Annotated in this window: 20 protein-coding genes and 1 pseudogene; 11 read left to right on the plus strand and 10 right to left on the minus strand. The window is 74.0% G+C overall.

Features of this window, described 5'->3' with window-relative positions:
* The first annotated feature begins 14 nt into the window (after positions 1-14).
* Positions 15-1,037 (plus strand): NAD(P)H-dependent flavin oxidoreductase, encoded by a 1,023-nt coding sequence (locus ADJ73_RS06530; protein ID WP_050347600.1) that lies wholly within the window; start codon positions 15-17, stop codon positions 1,035-1,037.
* A 103-nt stretch (positions 1,038-1,140) separates the two neighbouring features.
* On the opposite strand, the gene ADJ73_RS06535 is transcribed toward ADJ73_RS06530, so the two are convergent.
* On the minus strand, positions 1,141-1,722 hold the full coding sequence (locus tag ADJ73_RS06535) for a TIGR00730 family Rossman fold protein (RefSeq protein ID WP_050347601.1): 582 nt from the start codon (positions 1,720-1,722) through the stop codon (positions 1,141-1,143).
* 118 nt (positions 1,723-1,840) lie between these two features.
* Between ADJ73_RS06535 and ADJ73_RS06540 the strand changes: the two are divergent.
* The 4 genes and pseudogenes from ADJ73_RS06540 (at position 1,841) to ADJ73_RS06550 (ending at position 5,290) form a co-directional block, all read left to right on the plus strand.
* Positions 1,841-3,320 (plus strand): annotated as a pseudogene (locus ADJ73_RS06540) (cation:dicarboxylate symporter family transporter).
* A 33-nt stretch (positions 3,321-3,353) separates the two neighbouring features.
* Positions 3,354-4,385 (plus strand): Glu/Leu/Phe/Val dehydrogenase dimerization domain-containing protein, encoded by a 1,032-nt coding sequence (locus ADJ73_RS06545; RefSeq protein ID WP_050347602.1) that lies wholly within the window; start codon positions 3,354-3,356, stop codon positions 4,383-4,385.
* A gap of 120 nt (positions 4,386-4,505) precedes the next feature.
* Positions 4,506-4,688, plus strand: a complete 183-nt coding sequence (locus tag ADJ73_RS16910) for a hypothetical protein (protein WP_156188146.1) — start codon at positions 4,506-4,508, stop codon at positions 4,686-4,688.
* Positions 4,685-5,290 (plus strand): class I SAM-dependent methyltransferase, encoded by a 606-nt coding sequence (locus ADJ73_RS06550; protein ID WP_050347603.1) that lies wholly within the window; start codon positions 4,685-4,687, stop codon positions 5,288-5,290. The genes ADJ73_RS16910 and ADJ73_RS06550 overlap by 4 nt, the downstream gene beginning before the upstream one ends.
* Here ADJ73_RS06550 and ADJ73_RS06555 read toward each other — a convergent pair.
* Positions 5,287-6,420, minus strand: a complete 1,134-nt coding sequence (locus ADJ73_RS06555; protein WP_050347604.1) for a hypothetical protein — start codon at positions 6,418-6,420, stop codon at positions 5,287-5,289. The two genes, ADJ73_RS06550 and ADJ73_RS06555, sit on opposite strands and share 4 nt — an antisense overlap.
* Before the next feature lie 231 nt (positions 6,421-6,651).
* Here ADJ73_RS06555 and ADJ73_RS06560 point away from each other — a divergent pair, with 231 nt between their 5' ends.
* Together ADJ73_RS06560 and ADJ73_RS06565 are read left to right on the plus strand one after the other, a co-directional pair.
* Complete coding sequence (locus ADJ73_RS06560) at positions 6,652-7,635, plus strand: ANTAR domain-containing protein (RefSeq protein WP_050347605.1); 984 nt, start codon at positions 6,652-6,654, stop codon at positions 7,633-7,635.
* 50 nt (positions 7,636-7,685) lie between these two features.
* Positions 7,686-8,498 carry a D-hexose-6-phosphate mutarotase gene (locus ADJ73_RS06565; protein ID WP_050347606.1) on the plus strand — a complete coding sequence of 271 codons (813 nt, stop codon included), beginning with the start codon at positions 7,686-7,688 and terminating at the stop codon, positions 8,496-8,498.
* Here the strand turns inward: ADJ73_RS06565 and yczR are convergent.
* Positions 8,495-9,901: a MocR-like transcription factor YczR gene (gene yczR / locus ADJ73_RS06570; protein ID WP_050347607.1), complete on the minus strand. Its 1,407-nt coding sequence runs from the start codon at positions 9,899-9,901 to the stop codon at positions 8,495-8,497. The genes ADJ73_RS06565 and yczR overlap by 4 nt on opposite strands.
* Before the next feature lie 62 nt (positions 9,902-9,963).
* Between yczR and yczE the strand changes: the two genes are divergently transcribed.
* The gene (gene yczE, locus ADJ73_RS06575) at positions 9,964-10,662 is read left to right on the plus strand and encodes a membrane protein YczE (RefSeq protein ID WP_050349287.1); all 699 of its coding nucleotides are present in this window, start codon (positions 9,964-9,966) and stop codon (positions 10,660-10,662) included.
* Positions 10,663-10,676: 14 nt separating this feature from the next.
* On the opposite strand, the gene ADJ73_RS06580 is transcribed toward yczE, so the two are convergent.
* From ADJ73_RS06580 to ADJ73_RS06595, 4 genes are all read right to left on the minus strand, one after another.
* Positions 10,677-11,567, minus strand: a complete 891-nt coding sequence (locus tag ADJ73_RS06580; RefSeq protein ID WP_082176789.1) for an amino acid ABC transporter permease — start codon at positions 11,565-11,567, stop codon at positions 10,677-10,679.
* Entirely contained in the window at positions 11,564-12,244 is a 681-nt protein-coding gene (locus ADJ73_RS06585) for an amino acid ABC transporter permease (RefSeq protein ID WP_050347608.1), read from the minus strand. Before ADJ73_RS06585 ends, ADJ73_RS06580 begins: the two co-directional genes overlap by 4 nt.
* 103 nt (positions 12,245-12,347) lie before the next feature.
* Positions 12,348-13,193, minus strand: a complete 846-nt coding sequence (locus ADJ73_RS06590; protein WP_050347609.1) for a glutamate ABC transporter substrate-binding protein — start codon at positions 13,191-13,193, stop codon at positions 12,348-12,350.
* A gap of 35 nt (positions 13,194-13,228) precedes the next feature.
* A complete protein-coding gene (locus ADJ73_RS06595) occupies positions 13,229-13,948 on the minus strand; it encodes an amino acid ABC transporter ATP-binding protein (RefSeq protein WP_050349288.1) in 720 nt (239 codons plus the stop codon).
* A 348-nt stretch (positions 13,949-14,296) separates the two neighbouring features.
* Between ADJ73_RS06595 and ADJ73_RS06600 the strand changes: the two genes are divergently transcribed.
* Genes ADJ73_RS06600 through ADJ73_RS06610 form a run of 3 tightly spaced genes read left to right on the plus strand, consistent with a single transcriptional unit; the run spans position 14,297 to position 16,594 of the window.
* On the plus strand, positions 14,297-14,809 hold the full coding sequence (locus ADJ73_RS06600; RefSeq protein ID WP_050347610.1) for a SigE family RNA polymerase sigma factor: 513 nt from the start codon (positions 14,297-14,299) through the stop codon (positions 14,807-14,809).
* Entirely contained in the window at positions 14,802-15,755 is a 954-nt protein-coding gene (locus ADJ73_RS06605; RefSeq protein WP_050347611.1) for a hypothetical protein, read from the plus strand. The genes ADJ73_RS06600 and ADJ73_RS06605 overlap by 8 nt, the downstream gene beginning before the upstream one ends.
* A 53-nt stretch (positions 15,756-15,808) precedes the next feature.
* Positions 15,809-16,594, plus strand: a complete 786-nt coding sequence (locus ADJ73_RS06610; protein WP_050347612.1) for an alpha/beta fold hydrolase — start codon at positions 15,809-15,811, stop codon at positions 16,592-16,594.
* On the opposite strand, the gene ADJ73_RS06615 is transcribed toward ADJ73_RS06610, so the two are convergent.
* The 3 genes from ADJ73_RS06615 to ADJ73_RS06625 form a co-directional block, all read right to left on the minus strand.
* A complete protein-coding gene (locus ADJ73_RS06615; RefSeq protein WP_050347613.1) occupies positions 16,585-17,838 on the minus strand; it encodes a GNAT family N-acetyltransferase in 1,254 nt (417 codons plus the stop codon). The genes ADJ73_RS06610 and ADJ73_RS06615 overlap by 10 nt on opposite strands.
* Positions 17,835-18,059 carry a hypothetical protein gene (locus ADJ73_RS06620; RefSeq protein WP_050347614.1) on the minus strand — a complete coding sequence of 75 codons (225 nt, stop codon included), beginning with the start codon at positions 18,057-18,059 and terminating at the stop codon, positions 17,835-17,837. The genes ADJ73_RS06615 and ADJ73_RS06620 overlap by 4 nt, the downstream gene beginning before the upstream one ends.
* 82 nt (positions 18,060-18,141) lie before the next feature.
* Entirely contained in the window at positions 18,142-21,630 is a 3,489-nt protein-coding gene (locus ADJ73_RS06625) for a proline dehydrogenase family protein (RefSeq protein WP_050347615.1), read from the minus strand.
* Positions 21,631-21,709 lie beyond the last annotated feature (79 nt).

The raw sequence follows: 21,709 nt of genomic DNA on the forward strand, positions 1-21,709 counted from the left end.
GCCAGGCTGGATGCATGAGCCTGATCGAGACCCTCGACCTCCCGCTCGTCGGCGCTCCCATGGCGGGTGGCCCCTCGACCCCCGCACTCGTCGCGGCCTGCTGCGCGGCAGGCGGCACGGGCCTCCTCGCCGCCGGCTACAAGACTCCGGCGCAGGTCGCCGAGCAGATCGCCGAGACCCACGACCTCGTGGGCGACCGACAGTTCGGGGTCAACGTCTTCGTGCCCTCGGGGTCAGTGCGGGCCCGCGGGTCGGCGGCCGTCGAGGCCTATCGCGCGACCCTGCAGGCGGATGCCGAGCGGCTGGGCGTCACCCTCCCCGAGCCGGACTGGTCCGACACTGACGCGTATGACGACAAGATCGCCCTGCTCACCCTCGCCGAACCGGTGGCGATCGTGTCGTTCACCTTCGGGCTTCCGTCGCCGGAGGTCGTGGGAGCCCTGCAGGAGGCCGGCAGCGAGGTGTGGGTCACCGTCACCAGCGAGGACGAGGCGGCCCACGCTGCCGCGCTCGGTGTGGACGTGCTCGTGGTGCAGGGCTTCGACGCAGGTGGGCACCGCTCGACGCACCGGGTCGAGGACGAGCCCAACCGTCTCGACGCGCTGGGGCTCCTGCCGGCGGTGAGCGATCTCGGCGTGACCTGCGTCGCCGCCGGCGGGGTGGCCACGGCGGGGGACGTGCGGCGGCTGCTGGGGGCGGGCGCCGTGGGCGTCCAGGTCGGCACGGCGCTGCTCCTCACGCCCGAGGCGGGCACGTCGGCGGCGCACCGGACGGGGCTGCGCCTGCCGGCAGCCTCGGCCGTGGTGACCCGGGCCTTCTCCGGGCGTCCCGCTCGGGGGCTGCGCAACGCCTTCGTCGAGGCGCACGACGGCGAGGCGCCCGCGGTGTTTCCGCAGGTCGACCAGCTGACCAAGCCGCTGCGCGCTGCTGCTGCGGCCGGTGGCGATCCGCAGGGCGTGTCGCTGTGGGCGGGGGCCGGCTGGCAGGCCGCGCAGGAGCTGCCCGCCGCCGAGGTCATGGCGGCCCTCGCCCCCTGACCGCTCCCTCGCCTCGCGCCCCCGGGATCGTGCGGGCGTGGGCGGTGGGTTGGGGGCTGTGGCTGGGGGCTCAGTTCGGGCCGTCTGGAGGGGCGGGGCGGTGTCAGCGGTCCACCCACGTGTCGGGCGCGTCCCCGTCGGCCGGCGCGTGCGCCTCCAACGCGTCCAGCAGGGCGTCCACCGTCGGGCGGGCGATCAGCAGCTCGCGGTGCGCCGGACGCAGGAACTCCTCGTCGCGCGCGTGGTCCAGGAAGGCGAGCAGCGGCTGCCAGTAGCCGTCGACGTCGAGCGCACCCACCGGCTTGCGGTGCAGCCCGAGCTGCGCCCACGTCAGGATCTCGGCGAGCTCGTCGAGCGTGCCCATCCCACCCGGCAGGGCCACGAACCCGTCCGCCAGGTCGGCCATCAGCGCCTTGCGCTCGTGCATCGAGCCCACGACGTGCAGCTCGGTCAGCCCGTCGTGGCCGACCTCGTGGTCCATGAGGTGCTGCGGGATGACGCCGACCACCTCACCGCCCGCCGCCAGGGTGGCCTCCGCGAGCACGCCCATGGTGCCCACCCGCGCCCCGCCGTACACCACGCGGGTGCCGCGCGCGGCCAGGGCGGCCCCGAGGGAGGCCACCGCGGCGACATACGACGGGGACCGGCCGGGGGAGGAGCCGTAGAAGACGCACAGGGATCTCATGCCGACACTGTGCCACCGTCCATATCGGTCAGGTGACGTTCAGACTTCTGAGTCGTATGCGGTCCCGCCTGCCCGCATCCTGTTGCGCGCTGCCCAACGACGTGACAGGAACGCTGACATGGCCTACAGCTCGAACCCCACCATCCCGGAGCCCAAGGAACGCCCTCGGGATCGCTCGCACTGGCTCTACATCGCGGTCATCATCGCGGTGCTGGGGGGCATCGCCTTCGGCGATGCTCGCCCCGGACGCGGCCAAGGGCTGGAAGTGGGTCGGTGACTCGTTCGTCAGCCTGATCAAGATGATGATCAGCCCCGTCATCTTCTGCACCATCGTCATCGTCATCGTCATCGGCATCGGCATCGGCTCGGTCCGGGCCGCCGCGACGGTGGGCAAGGCGGGTTCCATGGCCCTCGCCTACTTCCTGACCATGTCGACCTTCGCCCTCGCGATCGGCCTGGTCGTGGGCAACCTCCTGCAGCCGGGGCACGGGATCAAGGTCGTCGCGGGCGCCGGCAAGAAGTACGCCGAGCAGGTCGAGCACGGCGGCGGGACCGTCGAGTTCGTCCAGGGGATCATCCCCGAGACGCTGTTCAGCTCGCTCATCTCCGGGTCCGTGCTGCAGACCCTGTTCGTCGCGCTGCTCGTGGGCTTCGCGATCCAAAAGATGGGGCGCGCCGGGGAGCCGGCACTCGCCGCGGTCGCGGTGCTGCAGAAGGTCGTCTTCCGCATCCTGACGATGGTGCTGTGGCTCGCCCCGATCGGTGCCTTCGGCGCCATCGCCGCGGTGGTCGGCACCTCTGGCCCCAAGGCCGTCGGCGAGATGCTCAAGCTGATGTTCGGCTTCTACCTCACCTGCCTGCTCTTCGTGGTGGTCGTCCTCGGCTCCGTGCTGTGGCTGGTCGCGCGGATCAACATCCTCACGCTGCTGAAGTACCTCGGGCGGGAGTTCCTGCTCATCGTGGCGACGTCGTCCTCGGAGTCGGCGCTGCCACACCTCATGGCCAAGATGACCCACGCCGGCGTGGACCGCTCCACGGTGGGCGTCGTCGTCCCTACCGGTTACTCCTTCAACCTCGACGGCACCGCGATCTACCTGACCATGGCGTCGATCTTCATCGCCGATGCGATGGGCAAGCCCATGAGCATGGGCGAGCAGATCGGTCTGCTGGTCTTCATGATCATCGCGTCCAAGGGCGCCGCCGGCGTCACCGGTGCCGGCCTGGCCACCCTCGCCGGAGGCCTGCAGGCGCACCGCCCCGAGCTGCTGGACGGCGTCGGCATCATCGTCGGCATCGACCGCTTCATGTCCGAGGCACGCGCCGTCACCAACTTCGCCGGCAACGCGGTGGCCACCCTGGTCATCGGTCGCTGGACCGGCACCCTCAACCACGAGCAGGCGCGTGCGGTGTTGTCCGGCGACCGGCCGTTCGACTACGCCACGCTGGACGACGACCCGCACGCCACCGAGGTCCGCCCCGGTCGCGTCCCGTCGCCGGTCAACCCCGCCGACCGGCTGCAGCCGACCCCGCAGGTCGACCTGTCCGCCTACCAGGACCGGGCCGCCCGGGCGGACGGCGCCACCCGCACCGACGGCTGAGCGCGGCACCAGCCGGTCTGGCACAGTCGAGGCATGAGCACCGACGCCCCGCGGCTGGACCCCTGGACCTCCGAGCAGGTCATCACCTGCGCCGACCCGGCCACCGGCCTGCGCGCGGTCGTCGCGATCGACGACTCGACGCTCGGGCCGGGGTTCGGGGGCGTCCGCTACCGGGCCTACCCCTCGACCGAGGCGGCGATCCAGGAGGCCCAGCGCCTCGCCCGCGCCATGACCTACAAGCACGCCCTCGCCGAGCTGCCCTACGGCGGAGCGAAGTCCGTGATCCTCGCGGACGGCGCCCCGCTGACGGGCGAGCGACGCCGGGCCCTGCTCGAGGCCTTCGGCGACGCCGTGGCGCGCACCCACGGCCGTTACATCCCCGGCGTGGACATGGGCACCACGCTCGCCGACATGGACGTCCTCCGCAGCCGCGGCGCCAAGGTCTACTGCGCGGACGCCGACCCCGCGCCGTGGACCGCACGGGGAGCCTTCGTGGCGATGCGGGCCGGGGTCCGCAGCACGTATGCCGCCCCCACGCTCGACGGCCTCACCGTGGCCGTCCAGGGTGCCGGCAACGTCGGGGGCGAGCTGGCCCGGCTGGCCGCCGCCGACGGGGCGCGGGTGCTCGTCGCTGACGTCGACGAGGACCGGGCGGCGCAGGTCGCCGAGCAGTGCGGCGGCACCGTGGTCGGGGTCGAGGAGGTCGTGACCGCGTCGTGCGACGTGCTCGCCCCCGCGGCCGTGGCCCGGGTCGTCACCCGCGAGGTGGTCCCGCAGCTGCGGTGCCGGGTGATCTCCGGCGCGGCCAACGACGTCCTCGACGATGCCTCGTGCGAGGCCCTGCTCGCCGCCCGCGGCATCACCTTCGTCCCGGACTTCGTCGCCAACGCCGGCGGCGTGATCCACGAGCACGCCCGCGCCCTGGGGTGGTCCGAGGCGCAGCTGATCGAGGCCGTGGACGCGATCGGGCCGCGGGTGCTGGAGCTCGTCGAGGAGGCGGCGGGAGGCAGCGTGGTCGAGGCGGCGCTGGCGCGAGGCCGGGCCCGGCTGGCCGCGGCCCGCTGAGACGGCCCCGCTGGGACGAGCCTGCTTCCCGCTGAGACGACCCGCCGAGACGGGGCCCCGCTGCGACTGGGAGTGGGGCAGCGGCGGGCGGCATACGGCCTCGTGCCTAGACTCGGGAGCATGTCCCCCACGACAAGGTGCGTGCTGTGGATCGTCGGGCTCCTGCTGCTGGTGGCGGTGGTGGTGCCGATGAGCGAGCGGCCGGGGTCGCTGATCTTCGTGGGCCTCGTGGGGCTCGCGATCCTGGGCCGGGTGGTGGGGCTCGTGCGCATCCGGCGTGAGCTGCGAAGGAGAGACGCGTGACCCGAGTGCCCAGCGGCTGGGAGCAGATCGTGGCGGCCGACCCGACCCACTCCGAGCGCTACGTCGAGCGGTTCCGGCGGATGGAGCGGGACGGTGCCGACCTGGGTGGCGAGGCCAGGATGGTCGACGCCATGGTGGCTCGCGGCTCGCGGATCCTCGACGCCGGGTGCGGGCCCGGGCGGGTGGGCGCCTTCCTGCACGCCGTCGGGCACACCGTGGTGGGCGTCGACGTCGACCCGGTGCTGATCGAGGCGGCCGAGGCCGACCACCCGGGCCCGACCTGGCTCGTCGGCGACCTCGCCGAGCTGGACCTGCCCGCCCGGGGTGTGGCCGAGCCCTTCGACGTGATCCTGTGCGCCGGCAACGTGATGACCTTCCTCGCCCTGTCCACCCGCGTCGAGGTGCTGCGGCGGATGGGCGCCCACCTGGCGCCCGAGGGACGGCTGGTGGTGGGATTCGGGGCGGGCCGCGACTACGACTTCGGGGCGTTCCGGATGGACGCGCGGGTCGCGGGCCTGCATGAGAGCCTGCTGCTCGCCACCTGGGACCTGCGCCCCTGGCGCCCGACCAGCGACTTCCTCGTCGCGGTGCTCGAGCGCTAGGAGGCGGGGAGCGGGTCGGTCGCGGCGCCCCAGCGGGTCGCCTCGGCCACCGTCGCCGGCAGCCGGGCCTCGACGAGTCCGCCCGGGGTCGCGAGCAGCAGCGAACGCCGCAGCAGGACCGAGTCGGCCGGCCCGGCGAGCAGCCCCACCTCACCCGACTCCACCGGTCGCGCGGCGGACGCCACCACCGGTCGTATGCCGCCCGCCGTGCTCTCGGCCGGCCGCAGCCGCACGTGACGCCCGGGCTCGTCGGCGCTCAGCTCCCACCGCGACCAGCGCGAGGTCCGCATCGACCGACGCCAGGCGAGCCGGCGGGCCGCCGCTGCGGCGAGCCACGCCAGCGCGACCACCAGGGCCACGACCAGCGCCGCCCGCCACCACTGGGTCACGGCCGACACGTTGGCCGCGTCGGGCAGCTGCACGGTCTCCGGGTCGTCCGGGTCCACCAGGATCGTCAGCTGCGTGCCCACGGGCAGCACGACCGGGTCGACGCCATGGACCGTCGAGGTGATGGTGCGGCCGTCCTCCACGTGGGTCACCCGGGCCCAGGGCGAGTGGCCGAGGCCGGTGAAGGACCAGCCGGTCGCCGTGACCTGGCTCGGGGTCCGCACCCCTCGGGCGGTGAGCTCGCCGGCCGCCATCGCGGTCATCGCCGTGGTCAGCGCCAGCAGCACGGCCGAGCCGGCCGCCAGGGCCGCGACGGGCAGGAGGGGCCGCCACAGGGCGCGCCACGCCTCGCGGGCCCCGGGCTCCGTCCCGGCGGTGGCGCCGGGGGCGGTGGGGTCGGCATACGAGGGGTCGGTCTCGGTGGCGGCCTGCGCCCACCCGGTGTCCGGGAGGCCCGGGAGGCCGGGGAGCTCGGCGGTCGAGAGGACCACCTGGAGCTCGGGCCGGTGCCGGCGGATCCGCTCGCTGACGCGGTCCTGCGCGCGGCCCAGCACGGCCCACCCGGACAGCCCGGCGGCGACCGCCAGGCCCGCGAGGACGACGGCCGGGTTGACGGTGGGGGCGGCGCCGGGTCCCGTGCGGCGCAGCCAGCCGAGCGCCAGGTGCGCGAGCACGCACAGCAGCACGACCCCGGCAGCCACCAGGGCGGCCTGCCGGGCACGGGGGAGGACGGGGCTGGTCATGGGTCACCTCTGTGGTCAACCGGCGCTGCCCTCACTGTGCCACGCACGCGCCGACCAGCAGCGACGCACCGCCGTGACACTCGTCCGCGCCGCTTTGGACGGTCATGACCAGGTGCCTATGATGAGCGCCGATACGTCCTGGCCGTGCCGGGACGTGCGTCGTTCAGACCGTAGCGACGACCCGCCGCCACCCCCAGCAGGCGGTTTCGTCCCCACGGCACCTGGAGCGATGTGACCAACCCTTCCCCCACCCCGACGACGGCCTGGTGGCGTGTCGGGGTGCGCGGCCCCAGCGACCTGCGATGGTCCCTGTCGCCGGAGGTCTACCAGCTGCTCGGCGCCGAGCCCGACGGCCAGCTGCAGGGCCTGGACCTGCTGCTGTCCAGCTTCGACGCGTCCGAGGTGCAGCTGGCCGAGGACGCCGGCGACGCGCTGCACCGAGGCCGGGCCTTCGCGCACCGGCGGCGCGTGCTGCGGCACGGCGAGGGCCTCGAGGTCTTCGTGGTGGGCGTGGGGGACTACTCCGAGGACGGGACCCTGACCGCCGTGAGCGGCGTCTTCCTCGACGTGCGCGCCCTGCTGCACGAGACCGTCTCCGCCGAGGTCACCCACCAGCTCCGCGAGGTGGTGGAGGCTCGCGGCGTCATCGAGCAGGCCAAGGGCATCCTGATGGTCGCCTACGGCATCACCGCGGAGGACGCGTTCGAGCTGCTCGGGTGGTACTCCCAGCGCACCAACACCCGCGTACGGGTCATCGCCGACCGCCTAGCCGCCGCCGCGAGCACCCGTCCCGCCGTGGCCTCGCAGCTCGACACCTACCTGTCCGCCCTGCTCGACCCCCGCAGCGCCGAGACCCTGCTCCCGGTGCGCGACGGGCACGCGGCCTGGGGCCCCGACCTGCGCACCCCGACCGTCGAGTCCCGCCGCGTCGACGGGCACGTCCTCATCTCCCTGGCCGGGGACGTCGACGTCGCCCGGGCCCGCACGGTCGTGCCCCAGCTGCGCGACGCCCTCGCCGCGGTGGCCCGCCCCAGCCGACCCCACGCCCTCGACCTCAGCCAGGCGGGCTACGTCAGCCCCACCGCCCTGACAGCCATCGCCTCCCTCGTCGGCCGGCACGTCCAGGGCGAGGCCGAGATCCGGGTGCTGCCCGGCGCCCTCGGCGACGCGCTGGTGGCGGCGGGCGTGCCCCGGTCCTGCCTCGTCACGATGTAAGCCCCCGCCCCGGGGTGCCGCCGCGCAGCGGCGCGGCATACGGTCTGGGTATGACGACGCTGCCCCCGCCCCGCCAGATCACCGGGACCGCGGCCACCGCCTCGGTCTACGACCAGGGTGCCCACCTCGTGGCGTGGACGCCGGACGGGGCCGGACCCGTCCTGTGGTGCAGCGAGCACACGCTGCTCGAGGAGGGCGTCGCGATCCGGGGCGGCGTGCCGATCTGCCTGCCGTGGTTCGGGCCGGGGCGGTCGGGTGACCGCAAGCCCTCGCACGGCCCGGCGCGGATCACGCCGTGGCGGCTGGTGGAGGAGGGGCCGGGCACGGTGACCTACGCCGTCACGGGGGCGGAGCTCGGGGTCGCGGACCTGGAGGCGACCTACGTCGTCGAGGCGGGCGAGCGCCTCACGCTCAGCCTCACGGTGGCCAACACGGGGGCCGACGAGCTCACCTACGAGGAGGCGCTGCACGCCTACCTCACCGTCGGCGACGTCCGCCAGGTCACCGTCGAGGGGCTGGACCGGGCGAGCTATGTCGACAAGACCGACCAGGGGCGCACCCACCGTCAGGAGGGGCCGCTGCGGCTGACCCGGGAGACCGACCGGGTCTACCGCTCGGCGTGCGCGGTGACGGTGGTCGACCCGGTGCTCGGGCGTCGGCTGCGGGTCGCCAAGACCGGCTCCGCCAGCACCATCGTGTGGAACCCGTGGGCCGACAAGGCGGCCCAGATGTCCGACCTCGGCGACGACGAGTGGACCGGGATGCTCTGCGTCGAGGGCGGCAACGTCATGGCCGACGAGATCACCCTGGCCCCGGGGGACCGGCACACCCTGAGGTACGAGCTCGAGGTGCTCCCGCTCTAGCCGACCTCGGCCCACGCGTCGGCGATGACGGCTGCTGCGCGCCCGAGCGTCTCCTCGGGCTGCGTGAACGGCGTCCGCAGGTAGCCCTCGAGCCCCGTCCCGTCGGGGCTGAACGCCGGCCCCGACGCCAGCCGCACCCCGCGCCTGGCGGCGGCCGCGACCAGCGCCGACGACCGTGGTCGGGGCAGCCGCCACCAGAGGCTGAGCCCGCCGCGGGGCACCTGCGTCTCCCACCCGGGCAGGGCCGCGGTGACCAGGGCGTGCAGGTGGTCGCGGCGGCGGACCAGGGCGGCGCGCCGCTCGGAGTCGGGGCGGGGGTGGCGCAGCAGGTCGGCCAGGGCCAGCTGCTCGAGGACGGGAGCGCCGAGGTCGAGGGAGAGCCGGGCCTGCTGGATCGCCGCCGGCAGCCGCCCGTCGGCCCTGACCCACCCGAGCCGCAGCCCACCCCAGTGCGACTTGCTGCAGGACCCGACGGTGATCGTCGGCCCGTGAGCGGCCGTGGGGAGGGGGAGCCGCGGGGCGTCCAGGGCCATGTCCTGCAACGTCTCGTCGACCAGCAGCGGGACGCCGGCGCGCGCGTGGCCGCGGGTCAGCGCGGCCCGCCCGTCGTCGCCGAGCAGGTGGCCCGTCGGGTTGTGGAAGTCGGGGATGAGCAGGGTGGCCCGCGCCCCCGCGGCCGCGGCCGCCACGATCCCCTCGACGTCGAAGCCGTCCTCGGCCATCGGGACGGCGACCGGCCGGGCCCCCTGCCGGTGCAGCGCGGCGATGGAGTTGGGGTAGGTCGGCGACTCCACCACCACCCGGTCCCCCGGGGCGGCCAGGGCCCGCAGGACCGCCGCCACCCCGGCGAGCGCGCCGCTGGTGACGATGATCTGGTCGGGGCGGGTCGGGACGCCCCGGGACTCGTAGCGCTCGGCCAGCGCCTCGCGCAGCTCGGGCAGCCCCGCCGGGTGGTAGCCGCTGCCGGCCAGGTAGCGCGGGAGCTGCGCCGAGGCTCGCTCGAACGCCGCCACGAGCCCAGGCGCCGCCGGCGGGACGGTGGCCGTGAGGTCGGCCACCCCGGGCGGGTGGTCGGCGCCCAGCACCCTCCCCACCGGCCCGAACGGCTCCTCCCCGGCCGGGGCAGGTGGGCCGGGTAGGCGGGTCCGGGTGCCCGAGCCCTGCCGCGCCTCCGCGTAGCCCCGCTCCACCAGGTCGGCGTAGGCCCGGGCCACGGTGGTGCGGCTCACCCCCAACTGGGCGGTGAGCGCGCGCTCGCTCGGCAACGTGGTGTCCGGCAGCACCCGACCGTCGGCGACGAGCAGCCGGATCCCGTCCGCGAGCCAACGGTAGGCCGGGACGCCGCGACCGGCCGGCCCGAGCAGTTGCGCCAGGCGGTGGGGGGAGAGGCGGCGGGGCGTCATACGGGCCACTATGGTTCAAGTGGCTATGTCAGACCAGTCCAGTTGTGGGTGATGATGGTCGTATGACGCCCCCGCCCCGCCACCTCCAGCCGATGACCCCGGTGCAGCAGCTGCGCGCCGGCCGCCTGCCACGACGGATCACGCAGCTGATGGTGGGGCTCACGCTCTACGGCGTCTCGATGAGCATGATCATCCGCGCCGCCCTCGGCCTCGACCCGTGGGACGTCTTCCACGTCGGGGTGGCCCTGCACCTGCCGATGTCGATCGGCGTCACCGTCATCGTCGTGGGGGTGGCCGTGCTGCTGGCGTGGATCCCGCTGCGGCAGTGGCCCGGCCTCGGCACCGTCGCCAACGCGGTCTGGATCGGCGTCGCCACGGACTGGACGCTCGGCTGGCTCCACGCGCCGTCCTCGCTGTGGGTGCGCGCGGTCCTGCTCGTGGCCGGGATCGCGCTCAACGGCCTCGCCGGGGCGTTGTACATCGGGGCGCAGCTGGGGCCCGGCCCGAGGGACGGGCTGATGACCGGCATCGCGTACCGCACCGGGCTGTCGCTGCGGCTCGTGCGGACCTCGCTGGAGGTCACCGTCCTCGCGGTCGGCTGGCTGCTCGGCGGCGGCGTGGGCCTCGGGACCGTGCTGTATGCCGTCGGCATCGGGCCGATCGTGCAGCACCTGCTGCCGTGGTGCATCGTGCCGCTGGAGCACCCGAGCCCGGCGCCGGCGCTGCTGCCGGAACCGGGCTCGGGTGTCGAGGGGCACTGAGGGGGCACTGAGGGTCAGGGGGTCGGCGCCGCCCCGGCCGTGGGCGTGGCCAGCTCGTCGGTGGTCGGCGCGGGCGCCAGCCCGGCCGTGTGACCGCGACGGCGCAGCCGCCGCTCGATGGTGTGGGCGAGCGACGTGAGCGCGAAGTTCATGGCGATGTAGAGGACCGCCACGAAGATGATGGCGGGCAGCACGTTGCCGAAGGCGGACCCGATCTGGTCGGCCTTGCGCAGCAGCTCGCCGTAGAGGATGACGTAGCCCAGCGCGGTGTCCTTGAGCACCACGACCAGCTGGGAGACCAGCGACGGCAGCATCGCGGTGAGCGCCTGCGGCAGCTGGATGGAGCCCAGCGTCTGCCCGGGGGTCAGCCCGATCGACAGGCCCGCCTCGGCCTGCCCGCGGGGCAGGTTGTTGACGCCGGAGCGGACCAGCTCGGCGATGACCGCGCCGTTGTAGAGCATCAGCCCGGTGACGACGCCCGCCAGCGGCTCGTGCCCGAGGAACCACCCCTGCGCCAGGTAGAGGTTGAACGAGAACAGCATCATGACCAGCACCGGCACGGCCCGGAAGACCTCGACGACCACGGAGCACAGCCAGCGCACCGGGGCGACGGGGGAGAGCCGGCCGATGCCGAGCAGCAGCCCGATCACGCCGGCCGCGAGGATCGCGAGCGCCGCGGCCTGCAGCGTGCCGAGCACGCCGGGGAGCAGGTAGTTGGACCACACGTCGGTCCACAGCAGCGGGCGCCACTTGGCCGCGGTCAGCTGCCCCTTGGCGGCGAACTGCATGAGCACCCACACGCCGAGGCCGATGGCCGCCAGCAGCAGCAGGGCCGCGACGATGCGCTGGTTGCGCCGGGCCCGGGGGCCGGGGGCGTCGAAGAGGACGGAGGCGTCGGAGCTCATCGCTTCACCGCCAGGCGGTCCGCGGCGCGGGTGAAGGCCAGGCCGGTCGGCAGCGTGAGGATCACGAAGCCGAGCGCGACGATGGCGAAGAAGGTGTACATCGCGTCGGGGCGGTCCTCGATGACCTGCGCCTGCAGGTAGGAGATCTCCGCGACCCCGATCACCGACAGGACGGTGGTGTTCTTGGTCAGCGCGATGAGGGTGTTGCCGAGCGGCACGAGCGCGGCGCGGAAGGCCTGCGGCAGCACCACCTGCGACAACGTCTGGCGGAAGCCGAGCCCGAGCGAGCGGGCGGCCTCGGCCTGACCCACCGGGACGGTGTTGACGCCGGAGCGCAGCGCCTCGCAGACGAAGGCCGCGGTGTAGACCGACAGGGCCATGACGCCGATGCGGAAGTTGTTGTCCTTGATGAAGGTCGCGGACCGGGTGTCGGCCAGGTGGAAGCCGAGCTGCGCGACGAGCCCGAGGCTGCAGAAGACCGCGATGAGCGTCAGCGGGGTGTTGCGCACGACGTTGACGTAGAGCGCGCCGAGCAACCGCAGCATCGGGACGGGCGACAGGCGGAAGATCGCGAGGATCGTCCCGATGACGAGCGCGCCGATGCCGGACAGGACCGTCAGCTTGATGGTCATCCAGAACGCGCCGAGGATGTCGAACTCGCTGAAGAGCTCTTGCATCCGCACTCCTTGGGCAGTGGGGGGACGGTGGGGGGCTTGGGCACCGCGGGGGCGGATCAGGCCGTATGCCGGGGCGCCCCGGCATACGGCCTGGTCACCGTGGTCAGGCGCAGGCTGCGGGCTTCGGGGGGTTCTTGGTCGTGTCGACCTTGAAGCCGGCCGGGCCGAGGTTCTTGTCGATGGACTTCTGCCACTCGCCGGACGAGATCCACTTGTTGATCGCCTCGGTGACCTTCTTGCAGGTCTCGGAGTCGCCCTTCTTGACGCCGACGCCGTAGTTCTCCTCCGAGAACGGCTGGCCGACGACCTTGAGCTTGCCCTTGTACTGCGACTGGGCGGCGTAGCCCGCGAGGATCGTGTTGTCCGTGGTCAGCGCGTCGACCGAGCCGGAGGACAGCGCCTCGACGCACTTGGAGTAGGTGTCGTACTCCTGCAGCTGGACCTGGGGGTACTTGCTCTTGATCTTGGTCGCCGAGGTGGAGCCCTTGACGGAGCAGAGCCTCTTGCCCGAGAGGGCGTCGGGGCCGGTGATCGAGGAGTCCTCGCTGCGGACCAGCAGGTCCTGGCCGGCGATGAAGTAGGGGCCGGCGAAGTCGACCGACTGCTTGCGCTTGTCGGTGATCGAGTAGGTGCCGACGATGTAGCTGACCTGGCCGGCCTGCAGCATCTTCTCGCGCTGGGCCGAGACCGCCTCGACGAAGTCGGGCTTCTTGCCCATCTCCTTGGCGATGAAGGTGGCGAGGTCCACGTCGAAGCCGGAGTAGGACGAGCCCTCCTTGAGGCCCATGCCCGGCTGGTCGAACTTGATGCCGACCTTGATGCTGTCGCCGGAGCCGCCGCCGGAGCCCCCGGAGGAGCCGGAGCCGCTGTCGTTGGAGCTGCCGCAGGCGGCGAGGGAGGCCGCGAGCGCCACGGCGGCGCCGGCGGTGAGGGTGCGACGGATCGTCATGATGTCTCCTCGGGTTGTGGGCTGAGCCAGGTGGCTCAGTGGGTGAGGATCTTGCCGAGGAAGTCCTTGGCGCGATCGGACTGGGGGTTGGTGAAGAACTGCTCGGGGGTGGCCTGCTCCACGATCTGGCCGTCGGCCATGAAGACCACGCGGTCGGCGGCCTTGCGGGCGAAGCCCATCTCGTGGGTGACCACGATCATCGTCATGCCGGAGCGGGCGAGCCCGGTCATGACGTCGAGCACCTCGTTGATCATCTCCGGGTCGAGCGCGGAGGTGGGCTCGTCGAAGAGCATGACCTTGGGCTCCATCGCCAGCGACCGGGCGATGGCCACGCGCTGCTGCTGGCCGCCGGACAGCTGGGCGGGGTACTTCTCGGCCTGGTGGGCGACCCCGACCCGCTCGAGGAGCTGGCGGGCGCGTGCCTCGGCGTCCTTCTTGCCGACGCCGCGCACCTTGGTCGGGCCCAGCGTGACGTTGTCGAGGATCGTCTTGTGGGCGAAGAGGTTGAACGACTGGAAGACCATGCCGACGTCCGAGCGCAGCTGGGCGAGGGCCTTGCCCTCCTCGGGCAGCGGTCGCCCGTCGATGGTGATGGTGCCGGACTCGATGGTCTCGAGGCGGTTGATGGTGCGGCACAGGGTCGACTTGCCCGACCCGGAGGGCCCGATGAGGACGACGACCTCGCCCTCGTGGACGGTCAGGTCGATGTCCTGCAGGACGTGCAGCGGACCGAAGTGCTTGTTGACCCCCTCCATGACGACGAGCGGTCGACGCTCGTCCGAGGAGAAGCCGGGGTGCCCGGCGCGGGACGTGCCAGGCTGCTCGGCGCGGGACGTGCCAGGCTGCTCGGCGCGGGATGCTCCAGGCTGCTCGGCGGCGGGGTCGCCGGCAGGCGGGGTGGCGGCAGTGCTCATGCCGGGAGAGTAACGGTGACCTGCGACATACCGCGCAGCCCGAGCCACCGGATGAGCCGAACGGTGCGCAGATCGTGACCAAAGGTGCCTCCCGGCCCTCGCGCTGGCCAAACCCGGCGGGGCGTGCAACCTTGGGGGACGGCGCCCGCGTCCTGGGGGTGTCAGTGCCTCGGGGGAGGAAGGACCTGCATGGATGAGCGGGACGAGGAGTTCACGGCCTTCGTGGCGGCGCGCTCCGGAGCCTTGCTGCGATATGCCTACCTGCTGACCGGTGACCACGCCTCGGCGGAGGACCTGCTGCAGAACACGCTGGTGAAGGTCTACCTGTCGTGGCACAAGATCGCGGACCGCGGCTCGGTCGACGCCTACACGCGCACGGCCCTGACGCGGACCAACATCTCGATGTGGCGCAAGGTCGGCCGCCGGGAGCTGACGACCGAGACGACACCGGACCGGCCCTACGAGGACCGGCACGACATCGACGAACGTGACGGGATGTGGACATTGCTGCACACGCTGGGCGCCCGGCAGCGGACGGCGCTGGTGCTGCGCTTCTACGAGGACCTGCCGGAGGCGGAGATCGCGGCCGTCATGGGTTGCTCGGCGGGCACGGTCAAGAGCCAGATCTCCCGCGGGCTGGCCAACCTGCGCAAGGCGATGCCGGCGCAGCCGCAGCTGGAGAGGGGGCGGGACGTTGCATGACGACGAGATCGGGCGGCTGATCCGGCGCTCGCTGGACGGTCACGCCGGTGACGTGCACCCCTCCCCGGACCTCGGCGAGTGGGTCATGGAGCGCGGGCGGGTCGTGCAGCGGCGCCGCCGGGTGACGGTCGCGTCGGGCGTGGCCGCCGGGCTCGCCTCGGTGGTCGCGGCGGCCGTCATCGTGCCGCGGCTGGGCGCCGAGCCGCAGCAGCCGCAGCCCGCCGGGCCCACCGTCAGCCGGACGGTTCTGCAGCCGGCGCCGACGACCACGACGCCGTCCCCGGACCCCTCCCGCACCACCCGGGCCCCGCGCCCGACGACCACCACCGAGCGGTCGCCGCAGCGGTCGCAGCCGCCCGCGAGCCCCACGGCCACGGACACCGGCAGCGCCTCGCCCTCCGCCACGCCGACGGACCTCCCGAGCCCGTCGACGGCCGGGACCGCGGCGCCGGGGTCGACCTTCGACACGCCCTTCGGCGCGGTGGCGTTCCCGACCGGCGCCAGCGTCAAGATCGCGGGCACCCGGGCCGGGGACCGCTACCTGGCGCTCGTGGGGTCCCACGACTCCACGACCGACTCCGCCCCGCCCAACCAGGCGCGGCTGCTCAGCGTGGCGAGCGACGGGTCCGCGATCGTGCTCGCGTCGGCCGGCAACGGGTCGGCCCGCAGCTTTGCGACCAGCCCCAACGGCCGCTTCGTGGTCGTGGCGATCCACGACGACGGCGGCGAGCGGCTCGAGGCCTACCGCGTGGGCGAGCTAGGCACGCGCGCGTCCTACATCGTGCCCGCGGAGTGGCGGGGCGAGATCGTCGGCTGGGCCACCGAGGGCGTGACCCTGCGGGGCACCCAGGCACCGCACGAGCTCGTCTGGCAGATGGACTCCGGGCGGGTCACGGTGCGCACCGACCCCACGGCGGCGCCGACCACGCTGGTCACCGGGCGCTAGGTTGGCCGGGACGACCGTGCCGGTCGTCCGTCGCCCGGGGAGGAGCGGATCGTATGCCGAAGGACGTGGTCACCCTCGCCGACGGCGCCCGGCTGGCCGTATGGCGCACGGGTGCCGGCGCGCCGGTGCTGCTGCTGCCGGGGATGAGCCAGGACCACCGCCTGTGGGACCGCCTCGTCGCGGCGCTCGACGGTCGCGTCGAGACCCTGGCGATCGACCAGCGCGGCACCGGTGACAGCGACGACATGTCCCGGCGGGAGCCGCCGACCATGGGCAGCTTCGCCGACGACGCGGCCTACCTGCTCGAGCAGCTCGGCGTGCCGCGGGCGCACGTGGTGGGCCACTCGATGGGTGGCCGCATCGCGCAGTGGCTCGCCATCAACCACCCGGGCCGGGTGAGCAGCCTCACGCTGCTGTGCACCTCGCCGGGGGAGCGCCACGGCGAGCCCCGCTCGGGCGACGTCGACGCCGCCATCGCCCGCTGCGACCCGGTGGAGATGGCGCTGCTCAACCACACCCCCTCCTGGCTCGGGGCGCACGGCGAGGTGGTGGAGGCCGTGGCGCAGGCGACGACGACGCGCTCGGCGCAGCGCGGGCTGCACTTCCGCGCCTCCCACGGGCACGACTCCTGGGGCTCGCTGGGCCGGATCACCGCGCCGACGGTCGTGCTGCACGGCGACGCCGACCTGGTCAACCCGCTGCGCAACGGCCAGCTGCTCGCGCAGCGGATCCCCGGGGCCGAGCTGCTGGTGCTGCCCGGGGCCCGGCACGGCCTGCCCGTCGAGCACGCGGCCGAGGTCGCCGAGGTGGTGCTGCGCCAGGTCGCGGCTCAGAAGTAGTCGCGCACCTGCACCGCCCGTCCCCCCGTCAGGGCGTCCCAGGTGGCGTCGTTGGTGGTGGGGCCGTCGAGCAGGCCCACGGCCCGCTGCGAGGCGGAGGAGCGGGCCCCGGCATACGTGAGAGCCAGGGACCGGGGCGACATGACCCGTATGCCGTCCGCCCGCCCGCTCGCGTCCGGCTCGCAGGTGGCGCGGCCCGCCTCGACCCGCAGGCGGTAGCACCCGGCCACCGGCGCGGGCCCGGTGACGGCGAACCTCAGCTCCGCGTCGACGTGCGGCGCCCACCCCCGAGCCGCGAGGGCGGCGGGGACGTCGAGCACCGCGAGCTTGTAGGGGCGGCAGTCGACGCGGCGCCAGGCGTTGCTGGGCAGCAGCACCCGGATCACGTCGTCGCCGCTGGTCCACAGCGTGGTGCGGGGTGCGACGGCATAGCTGCTGCCGAGGTGGTGGAGCAGCGACAGGTAGGCCTCGGGCGTGGTGGCCAGCAGGTCGTCGACGGCGGTCACGCCGCGGTGGTAGCCGTCGGCGCGCTGCCACAGGGCGTAGCCCGTGACCTCGCCGTCCTGCTCCGCCACCGTGGTCTGGACCCCGTCCAGCGCCTGCAGGAAGGCTTCCGCGTCGGCGGGAAAGCGCGGTCCGCTGCGCGTGAGGGGCCCGTCGTGCCGCCGCGCCCAGGCGGTGTAGACGCGGTGGACCGCGTCGTGGTCGGCCCCGGTGCCCCGGCGCAGCGTGACCGGCGAGGCGTCCGCGCCGCGGGCGGCCCGGTCGGCCCGGTCGGCCCGGTCGGCCCGGGCGGCCAGCAGGTCGCGGGTGTCCAGCTCGACCTGGTCGAAGGACGTCACGGTCTCGAAGCCGCTGGAGCGGTAGATGCCCTGCGCGGTGGGGTAGAGCGTGGCCAGGGCGTCGCCGCGGTGGCGCGCCCGGTCGAGCAGGTCGGCCAGCAGCGGCGCCAGCAGGCCCTCGCCGCGCTGCTCGAGGGCGATGGCCACGCTGGCGATCCCCGCGGTCGCGACCTCACGGCCACCCCACCAGGACCGGTCGGCCAGCGCGACGGCCCGGGCGACGAGCCGGTCACCGACGAAGGAGCCGACGGCGATCTGCTCGTCGCGGGTCGGGTCGGGCAGCGGGTCGGGGACCGGCCCCGGGTAGCCGAAGGACTCGGCCCCGAGGTCCCAGGACGCGCGCGCGTCCGCGGGCGCCAGCAGCCGGGTCACGGGGTCGGTGGCCTCCCGGCGCGAGGTCATGGGCGGGCCCGGCGAGCGCGGTAGGCGTCGAAGGCGAGGGTGAGCCCCACCCACGCCGCACCGAAGAGCAGCGCGCTGACCAGCGTGCTCCAGAACGACTCGGGCCGGAAGAGCCCGATCCAGCCCATCAGCAGGCGGAAGAGCAGGAACGACAGGGCCATGACGAGACCCTCGCCCAGGCGGGAGGTCCAGGAGCGGGGTCGGGCGGCGGGCTGGGCCACGAGGTGCCTCCAGAGCGGTCGGTGACGGGCCGGTCGGTCTCCTCGACCGTACCGGCCCGTCAGGACCCCTGTCGTGCCCCGGTCAGGGCTGCAGCTCGGGCGCCACGTGGCCGTAGCGGTGCAGGGTGCGGCTGATCGCCTGCTCCCGCAGGAAGGTCAGCAGCTCGCGCCGGCCGTTGGCGAGGACGGGACCGGCCAGCGGCGTCGCCGAGCTCTGGGCGAGCTCGCGCAGCAGCGGCTGGGGCTCCCCGACGACCCGGAGCCGCACCGGGCCCAGGTCGGCCAGCCGGCGCACCAGGTCGGCGCGCGACTCGACCCGCAGCATCCCGGCCAGGTCGTCCGCGGCCTGCCGTGCCTGCCCGTCCCCGGCGCGCAGCGCCTCGAACGGCTCGGCGGCCGCCGGGTCCACGCTGACCGTGACCTGCGACCCGGCCAGCCGGGCGCCGGCGAGCAGCCGGACCAGCTCGACGGGGCGTGCCCTGGGCTCGAGCCGCACCAGCACCTCCGGGTGGGGGCGGTAGCGGAAGACGTTGGTCTCCACGGACAGGCCGGTCTCGTCGCGCTCCGTCCCGAGCTCGGTGCGCCACGCCTGGGCGTCCGACCGCAGCGCCGCCGCGAGCCACTCGCGGTCGGCGTCGGGCACCAGCGGCGCCAGTCGCTCCGCCGTCTCCCGGACCCGGGGGCTCGGCTCGCAGCCCTGCCGCGGCGGGTGCTCCTCGGACCAGGTGCCGAGCAGCGCGACGTAGTTGGGGCCGCCCGCCTTGGCGCCGGGGCCGACCACGGAGTCCTTCCAGCCGCCGAAGCTCTGGCGTCGCACGATGGCCCCGGTGATGTGCCGGTTGACGTAGGCGTTGCCCACGTCGACGTGCTCGGTCCACCAGTCGATCTCGTCCTGGTCGAGGCTGTGCAGGCCGCCGGTGAGCCCGAAGGCGGTGGCGTTCTGCAGCGCGACGGCCTCCTCCAGGGTGTCGGCCGTCATCAGGCCGAGGACCGGACCGAAGACCTCGGTCAGGTGGAAGAAGGATCCCGGCCGGACGCCCTCCTTGAGGCCGGGGGACCACAGCCGCCCGGTGTCGTCCAGCTGCTGCGGCTCGACCAGCCAGGACTCGCCCGGCTCCAGCGTGGTGAGGGCACGCCGCAGCTTGCCCTCGGGCTCCTCGATGATCGGCCCCATCGTGGTGCCGAGGTCGTGCGGCCAGCCCACCCGCAGCGAGCGCACCGCGTCGACCAGCTGGCGGCGGAACCTCTCGGACCGCGCCACCGAGCCCACGAGGATCCCCAGCGACGCGGCCGAGCACTTCTGCCCGGCGTGCCCGAAGGCGCTGCGCATCAGGTCGGCGGCGGCGAGGTCCAGGTCGGCGGCCGGCGTCACGACGAGGGCGTTCTTGCCCGACGTCTCGCCGTAGACCCGGGGTCCCGCCTCGTGCTCGGCCCGCCAGCCCGAGAACATGTGGGCGGTCTCCGACGCGCCGGTCAGCACCACGGTGTCGACGTCGCGGTGCGACACCAGGGCCCGCCCCGCCTCGCGCTCGCCGGTGCGGACCACCTGCAGCACGTCGCGGGGGACGCCGGCCTCCCACAGCGCCTCGACGCCGACCTCGACGCAGCCGGGCGTCGGGTGGGCCGGCTTGATGATCACCGCGGACCCTGCGGCGAGTGCGGCGAGCACCCCGCCGATCGGGATGGCCACGGGGAAGTTCCACGGCGGGGTCACCAGCACCACCCGGTCGGGAGTGAAGCGGGAGCCGTCCGACTGGGCGCTCGCGTCGAGCTCCAGCTCGAGCGCCCGGTCGGCGTAGTAGCGCGCGAAGTCGACGGCCTCGCTCACCTCCGGGTCGGCCTCGGCCACGGTCTTGCCGCCCTCGGCGGCCATCACGGTGATGAGCTCGCCCCGGCGCGACTCGAGCTGCCGGGCCGCCTCGCGCAGCACCTGCGCCCGCTCGTATGCCGACCGCCCGCCCCACTGCGGGGCCGCCGCGACCGCGCGGGCCACCACCTCGTCGACCTCCTCGACGGTCCCCAGCCGGGGGGAGGTGCAGGTGTGCGGGTCGGCGGCGAGGGCCTGCCGCGCCCACTCGCGGGTGGCGGGCAGCGACGGGTCGGAGTCGGGGGTGTTGTCGAAGAGCTCGCCGATCGCGGGTCGCGCGGACGAGCGCCGGGCCCCGACCGGCGTGTGCGCCATCGCGGCGACCGACTCGCGGAACCTGCGCTCCTGGTCGGCCATCGCCTCGGCGTGGGAGGAGAACATCGCGTGCAGGAAGTTCTGCCGCTGGGCGTTCTCCTCCAGGCGACGGATGAGGTAGCTGACGGCCACGTCGAAGTCGGCGCTGGCCACGATGGGGGTGTAGAGGAGCACCGACCCGACGTCGGCCTTGACCGCGCGCGCCTGGCTCGGGGCCATCCCCTGCAGCATCTCCACGTCGAGGGCGTCCAGGGTGCCGCGCTGCCGGGCGAGCAGGTAGGCGACGGCGGTGTCGAAGAGGTTGTGGGACGCGACGCCGAGGCGCATCACCGCCGCCGCGTCGGGCCGCAGCGCCCGCTCCACGAAGGACAGGTAGTTGGCGTCGACGTCCTCCTTGGTCGGGTAGGGCGCCTGCGCCCAGCCGTGCACCTCCGCCTCGGCGCGCTCCATCGCGAGGTTGGCCCCCTTGACGACGCGGATCTTGATGCCGGCGTGGCCGGCCTCGTGGCGCTCGCGGGCGAAGGCCAGCAGCCGGTCCAGCGCGGGCAGCGCATCGGGGAGGTAGGCCTGCAAAACGATCCCCGCCTCGAGGTCGTGGAACTCCTCCTCGCGCAGGATCCGCTCGAAGACCGCCATGGTCAGGTCGAGGTCCTTGTACTCCTCCATGTCGAGGTTGACGAAGGCCTTGGGGGACTTCTGCGCCGCCGTGCGGTAGAGCGGTCGCAGGCGCTCCACGACCCGCTCCACGGTGCCGTCGGTGTCCCACGTCGAGATCTGGCTGACCAGCGAGGACACCTTGATCGAGACGTAGTCGACGTCCGGGCGGGCCAGGATGGCGCGGGTGCGCTCGGTGCGGCTCGCCGCCTCCTGCTCGCCGAGGACGGCCTCGCCCAGCAGGTTGACGTTGAGCTGGAACCCCTCGGCGCGGGCCTTGGCGAGGTGCTTGGCCAGCCCCGGGTCCTTCGCGTCGGCCACGAGGTGGCCCACGATCTGCCGCAGCCGCTTGCGGGCGATCGGCACCACGACCGGCGGCGCGATCGGCGCCACCGCCGCGCCCAGCCCCAGCAGCGAGCGGTCGACCGGCCCGAGGAAGGACCCCGCGTCCCCGGCGCGCAGGGACGACAGCACCTTGGCGGCGACATACGGGTCCTCGGGGCGGGCCACCTCGTCGACGAAGGTGACCGCCAGGTCCAGGCCGGTGTCGTCGCGCAGCAGCGCCCCCAGCTGCTCGGACGTGGCGCGCTCCGACCGGGTCGCGCCCTCGGCCGTGTTGCGCTCCCATCGGCGGGCGACCTCGACCGCCTCGTCGACGATGGCGGCCACGGCGGCCGGGCCGACGAGCTGGTCGTCGGCAGGGGCGGGGGCTGCAGAGCTGCGCTGGTCTGTCATACCTCCGATTGTGGACCACCGCGCCGACAGACCCTCACCGGGGATGCGACCACCGTCACACGGCCCCGTCCCGACGCTC

The organism is Arsenicicoccus sp. oral taxon 190 (assembly GCF_001189535.1).
Lineage (GTDB): Bacteria > Actinomycetota > Actinomycetes > Actinomycetales > Dermatophilaceae > Arsenicicoccus.

Coding starts and splice junctions, on each gene's coding strand:
- ADJ73_RS06530 (WP_050347600.1), top strand. CDS start 15: ATGAGCCTGATCGAGACCCTCGACCTCCCGCTCGTCGGCGCTCCCATG.
- ADJ73_RS06535 (WP_050347601.1), bottom strand. CDS start 1,722: ATGAGATCCCTGTGCGTCTTCTACGGCTCCTCCCCCGGCCGGTCCCCG.
- ADJ73_RS06545 (WP_050347602.1), top strand. CDS start 3,354: ATGAGCACCGACGCCCCGCGGCTGGACCCCTGGACCTCCGAGCAGGTC.
- ADJ73_RS16910 (WP_156188146.1), top strand. CDS start 4,506: ATGTCCCCCACGACAAGGTGCGTGCTGTGGATCGTCGGGCTCCTGCTG.
- ADJ73_RS06555 (WP_050347604.1), bottom strand. CDS start 6,420: ATGACCAGCCCCGTCCTCCCCCGTGCCCGGCAGGCCGCCCTGGTGGCT.
- ADJ73_RS06565 (WP_050347606.1), top strand. CDS start 7,686: ATGACGACGCTGCCCCCGCCCCGCCAGATCACCGGGACCGCGGCCACC.
- yczR (WP_050347607.1), bottom strand. CDS start 9,901: ATGACGCCCCGCCGCCTCTCCCCCCACCGCCTGGCGCAACTGCTCGGG.
- yczE (WP_050349287.1), top strand. CDS start 9,964: ATGACGCCCCCGCCCCGCCACCTCCAGCCGATGACCCCGGTGCAGCAG.
- ADJ73_RS06580 (WP_082176789.1), bottom strand. CDS start 11,567: ATGAGCTCCGACGCCTCCGTCCTCTTCGACGCCCCCGGCCCCCGGGCC.
- ADJ73_RS06585 (WP_050347608.1), bottom strand. CDS start 12,244: ATGCAAGAGCTCTTCAGCGAGTTCGACATCCTCGGCGCGTTCTGGATG.
- ADJ73_RS06590 (WP_050347609.1), bottom strand. CDS start 13,193: ATGACGATCCGTCGCACCCTCACCGCCGGCGCCGCCGTGGCGCTCGCG.
- ADJ73_RS06595 (WP_050349288.1), bottom strand. CDS start 13,948: ATGGAGGGGGTCAACAAGCACTTCGGTCCGCTGCACGTCCTGCAGGAC.
- ADJ73_RS06600 (WP_050347610.1), top strand. CDS start 14,297: ATGGATGAGCGGGACGAGGAGTTCACGGCCTTCGTGGCGGCGCGCTCC.
- ADJ73_RS06610 (WP_050347612.1), top strand. CDS start 15,809: ATGCCGAAGGACGTGGTCACCCTCGCCGACGGCGCCCGGCTGGCCGTA.
- ADJ73_RS06615 (WP_050347613.1), bottom strand. CDS start 17,838: ATGACCTCGCGCCGGGAGGCCACCGACCCCGTGACCCGGCTGCTGGCG.
- ADJ73_RS06625 (WP_050347615.1), bottom strand. CDS start 21,630: ATGACAGACCAGCGCAGCTCTGCAGCCCCCGCCCCTGCCGACGACCAG.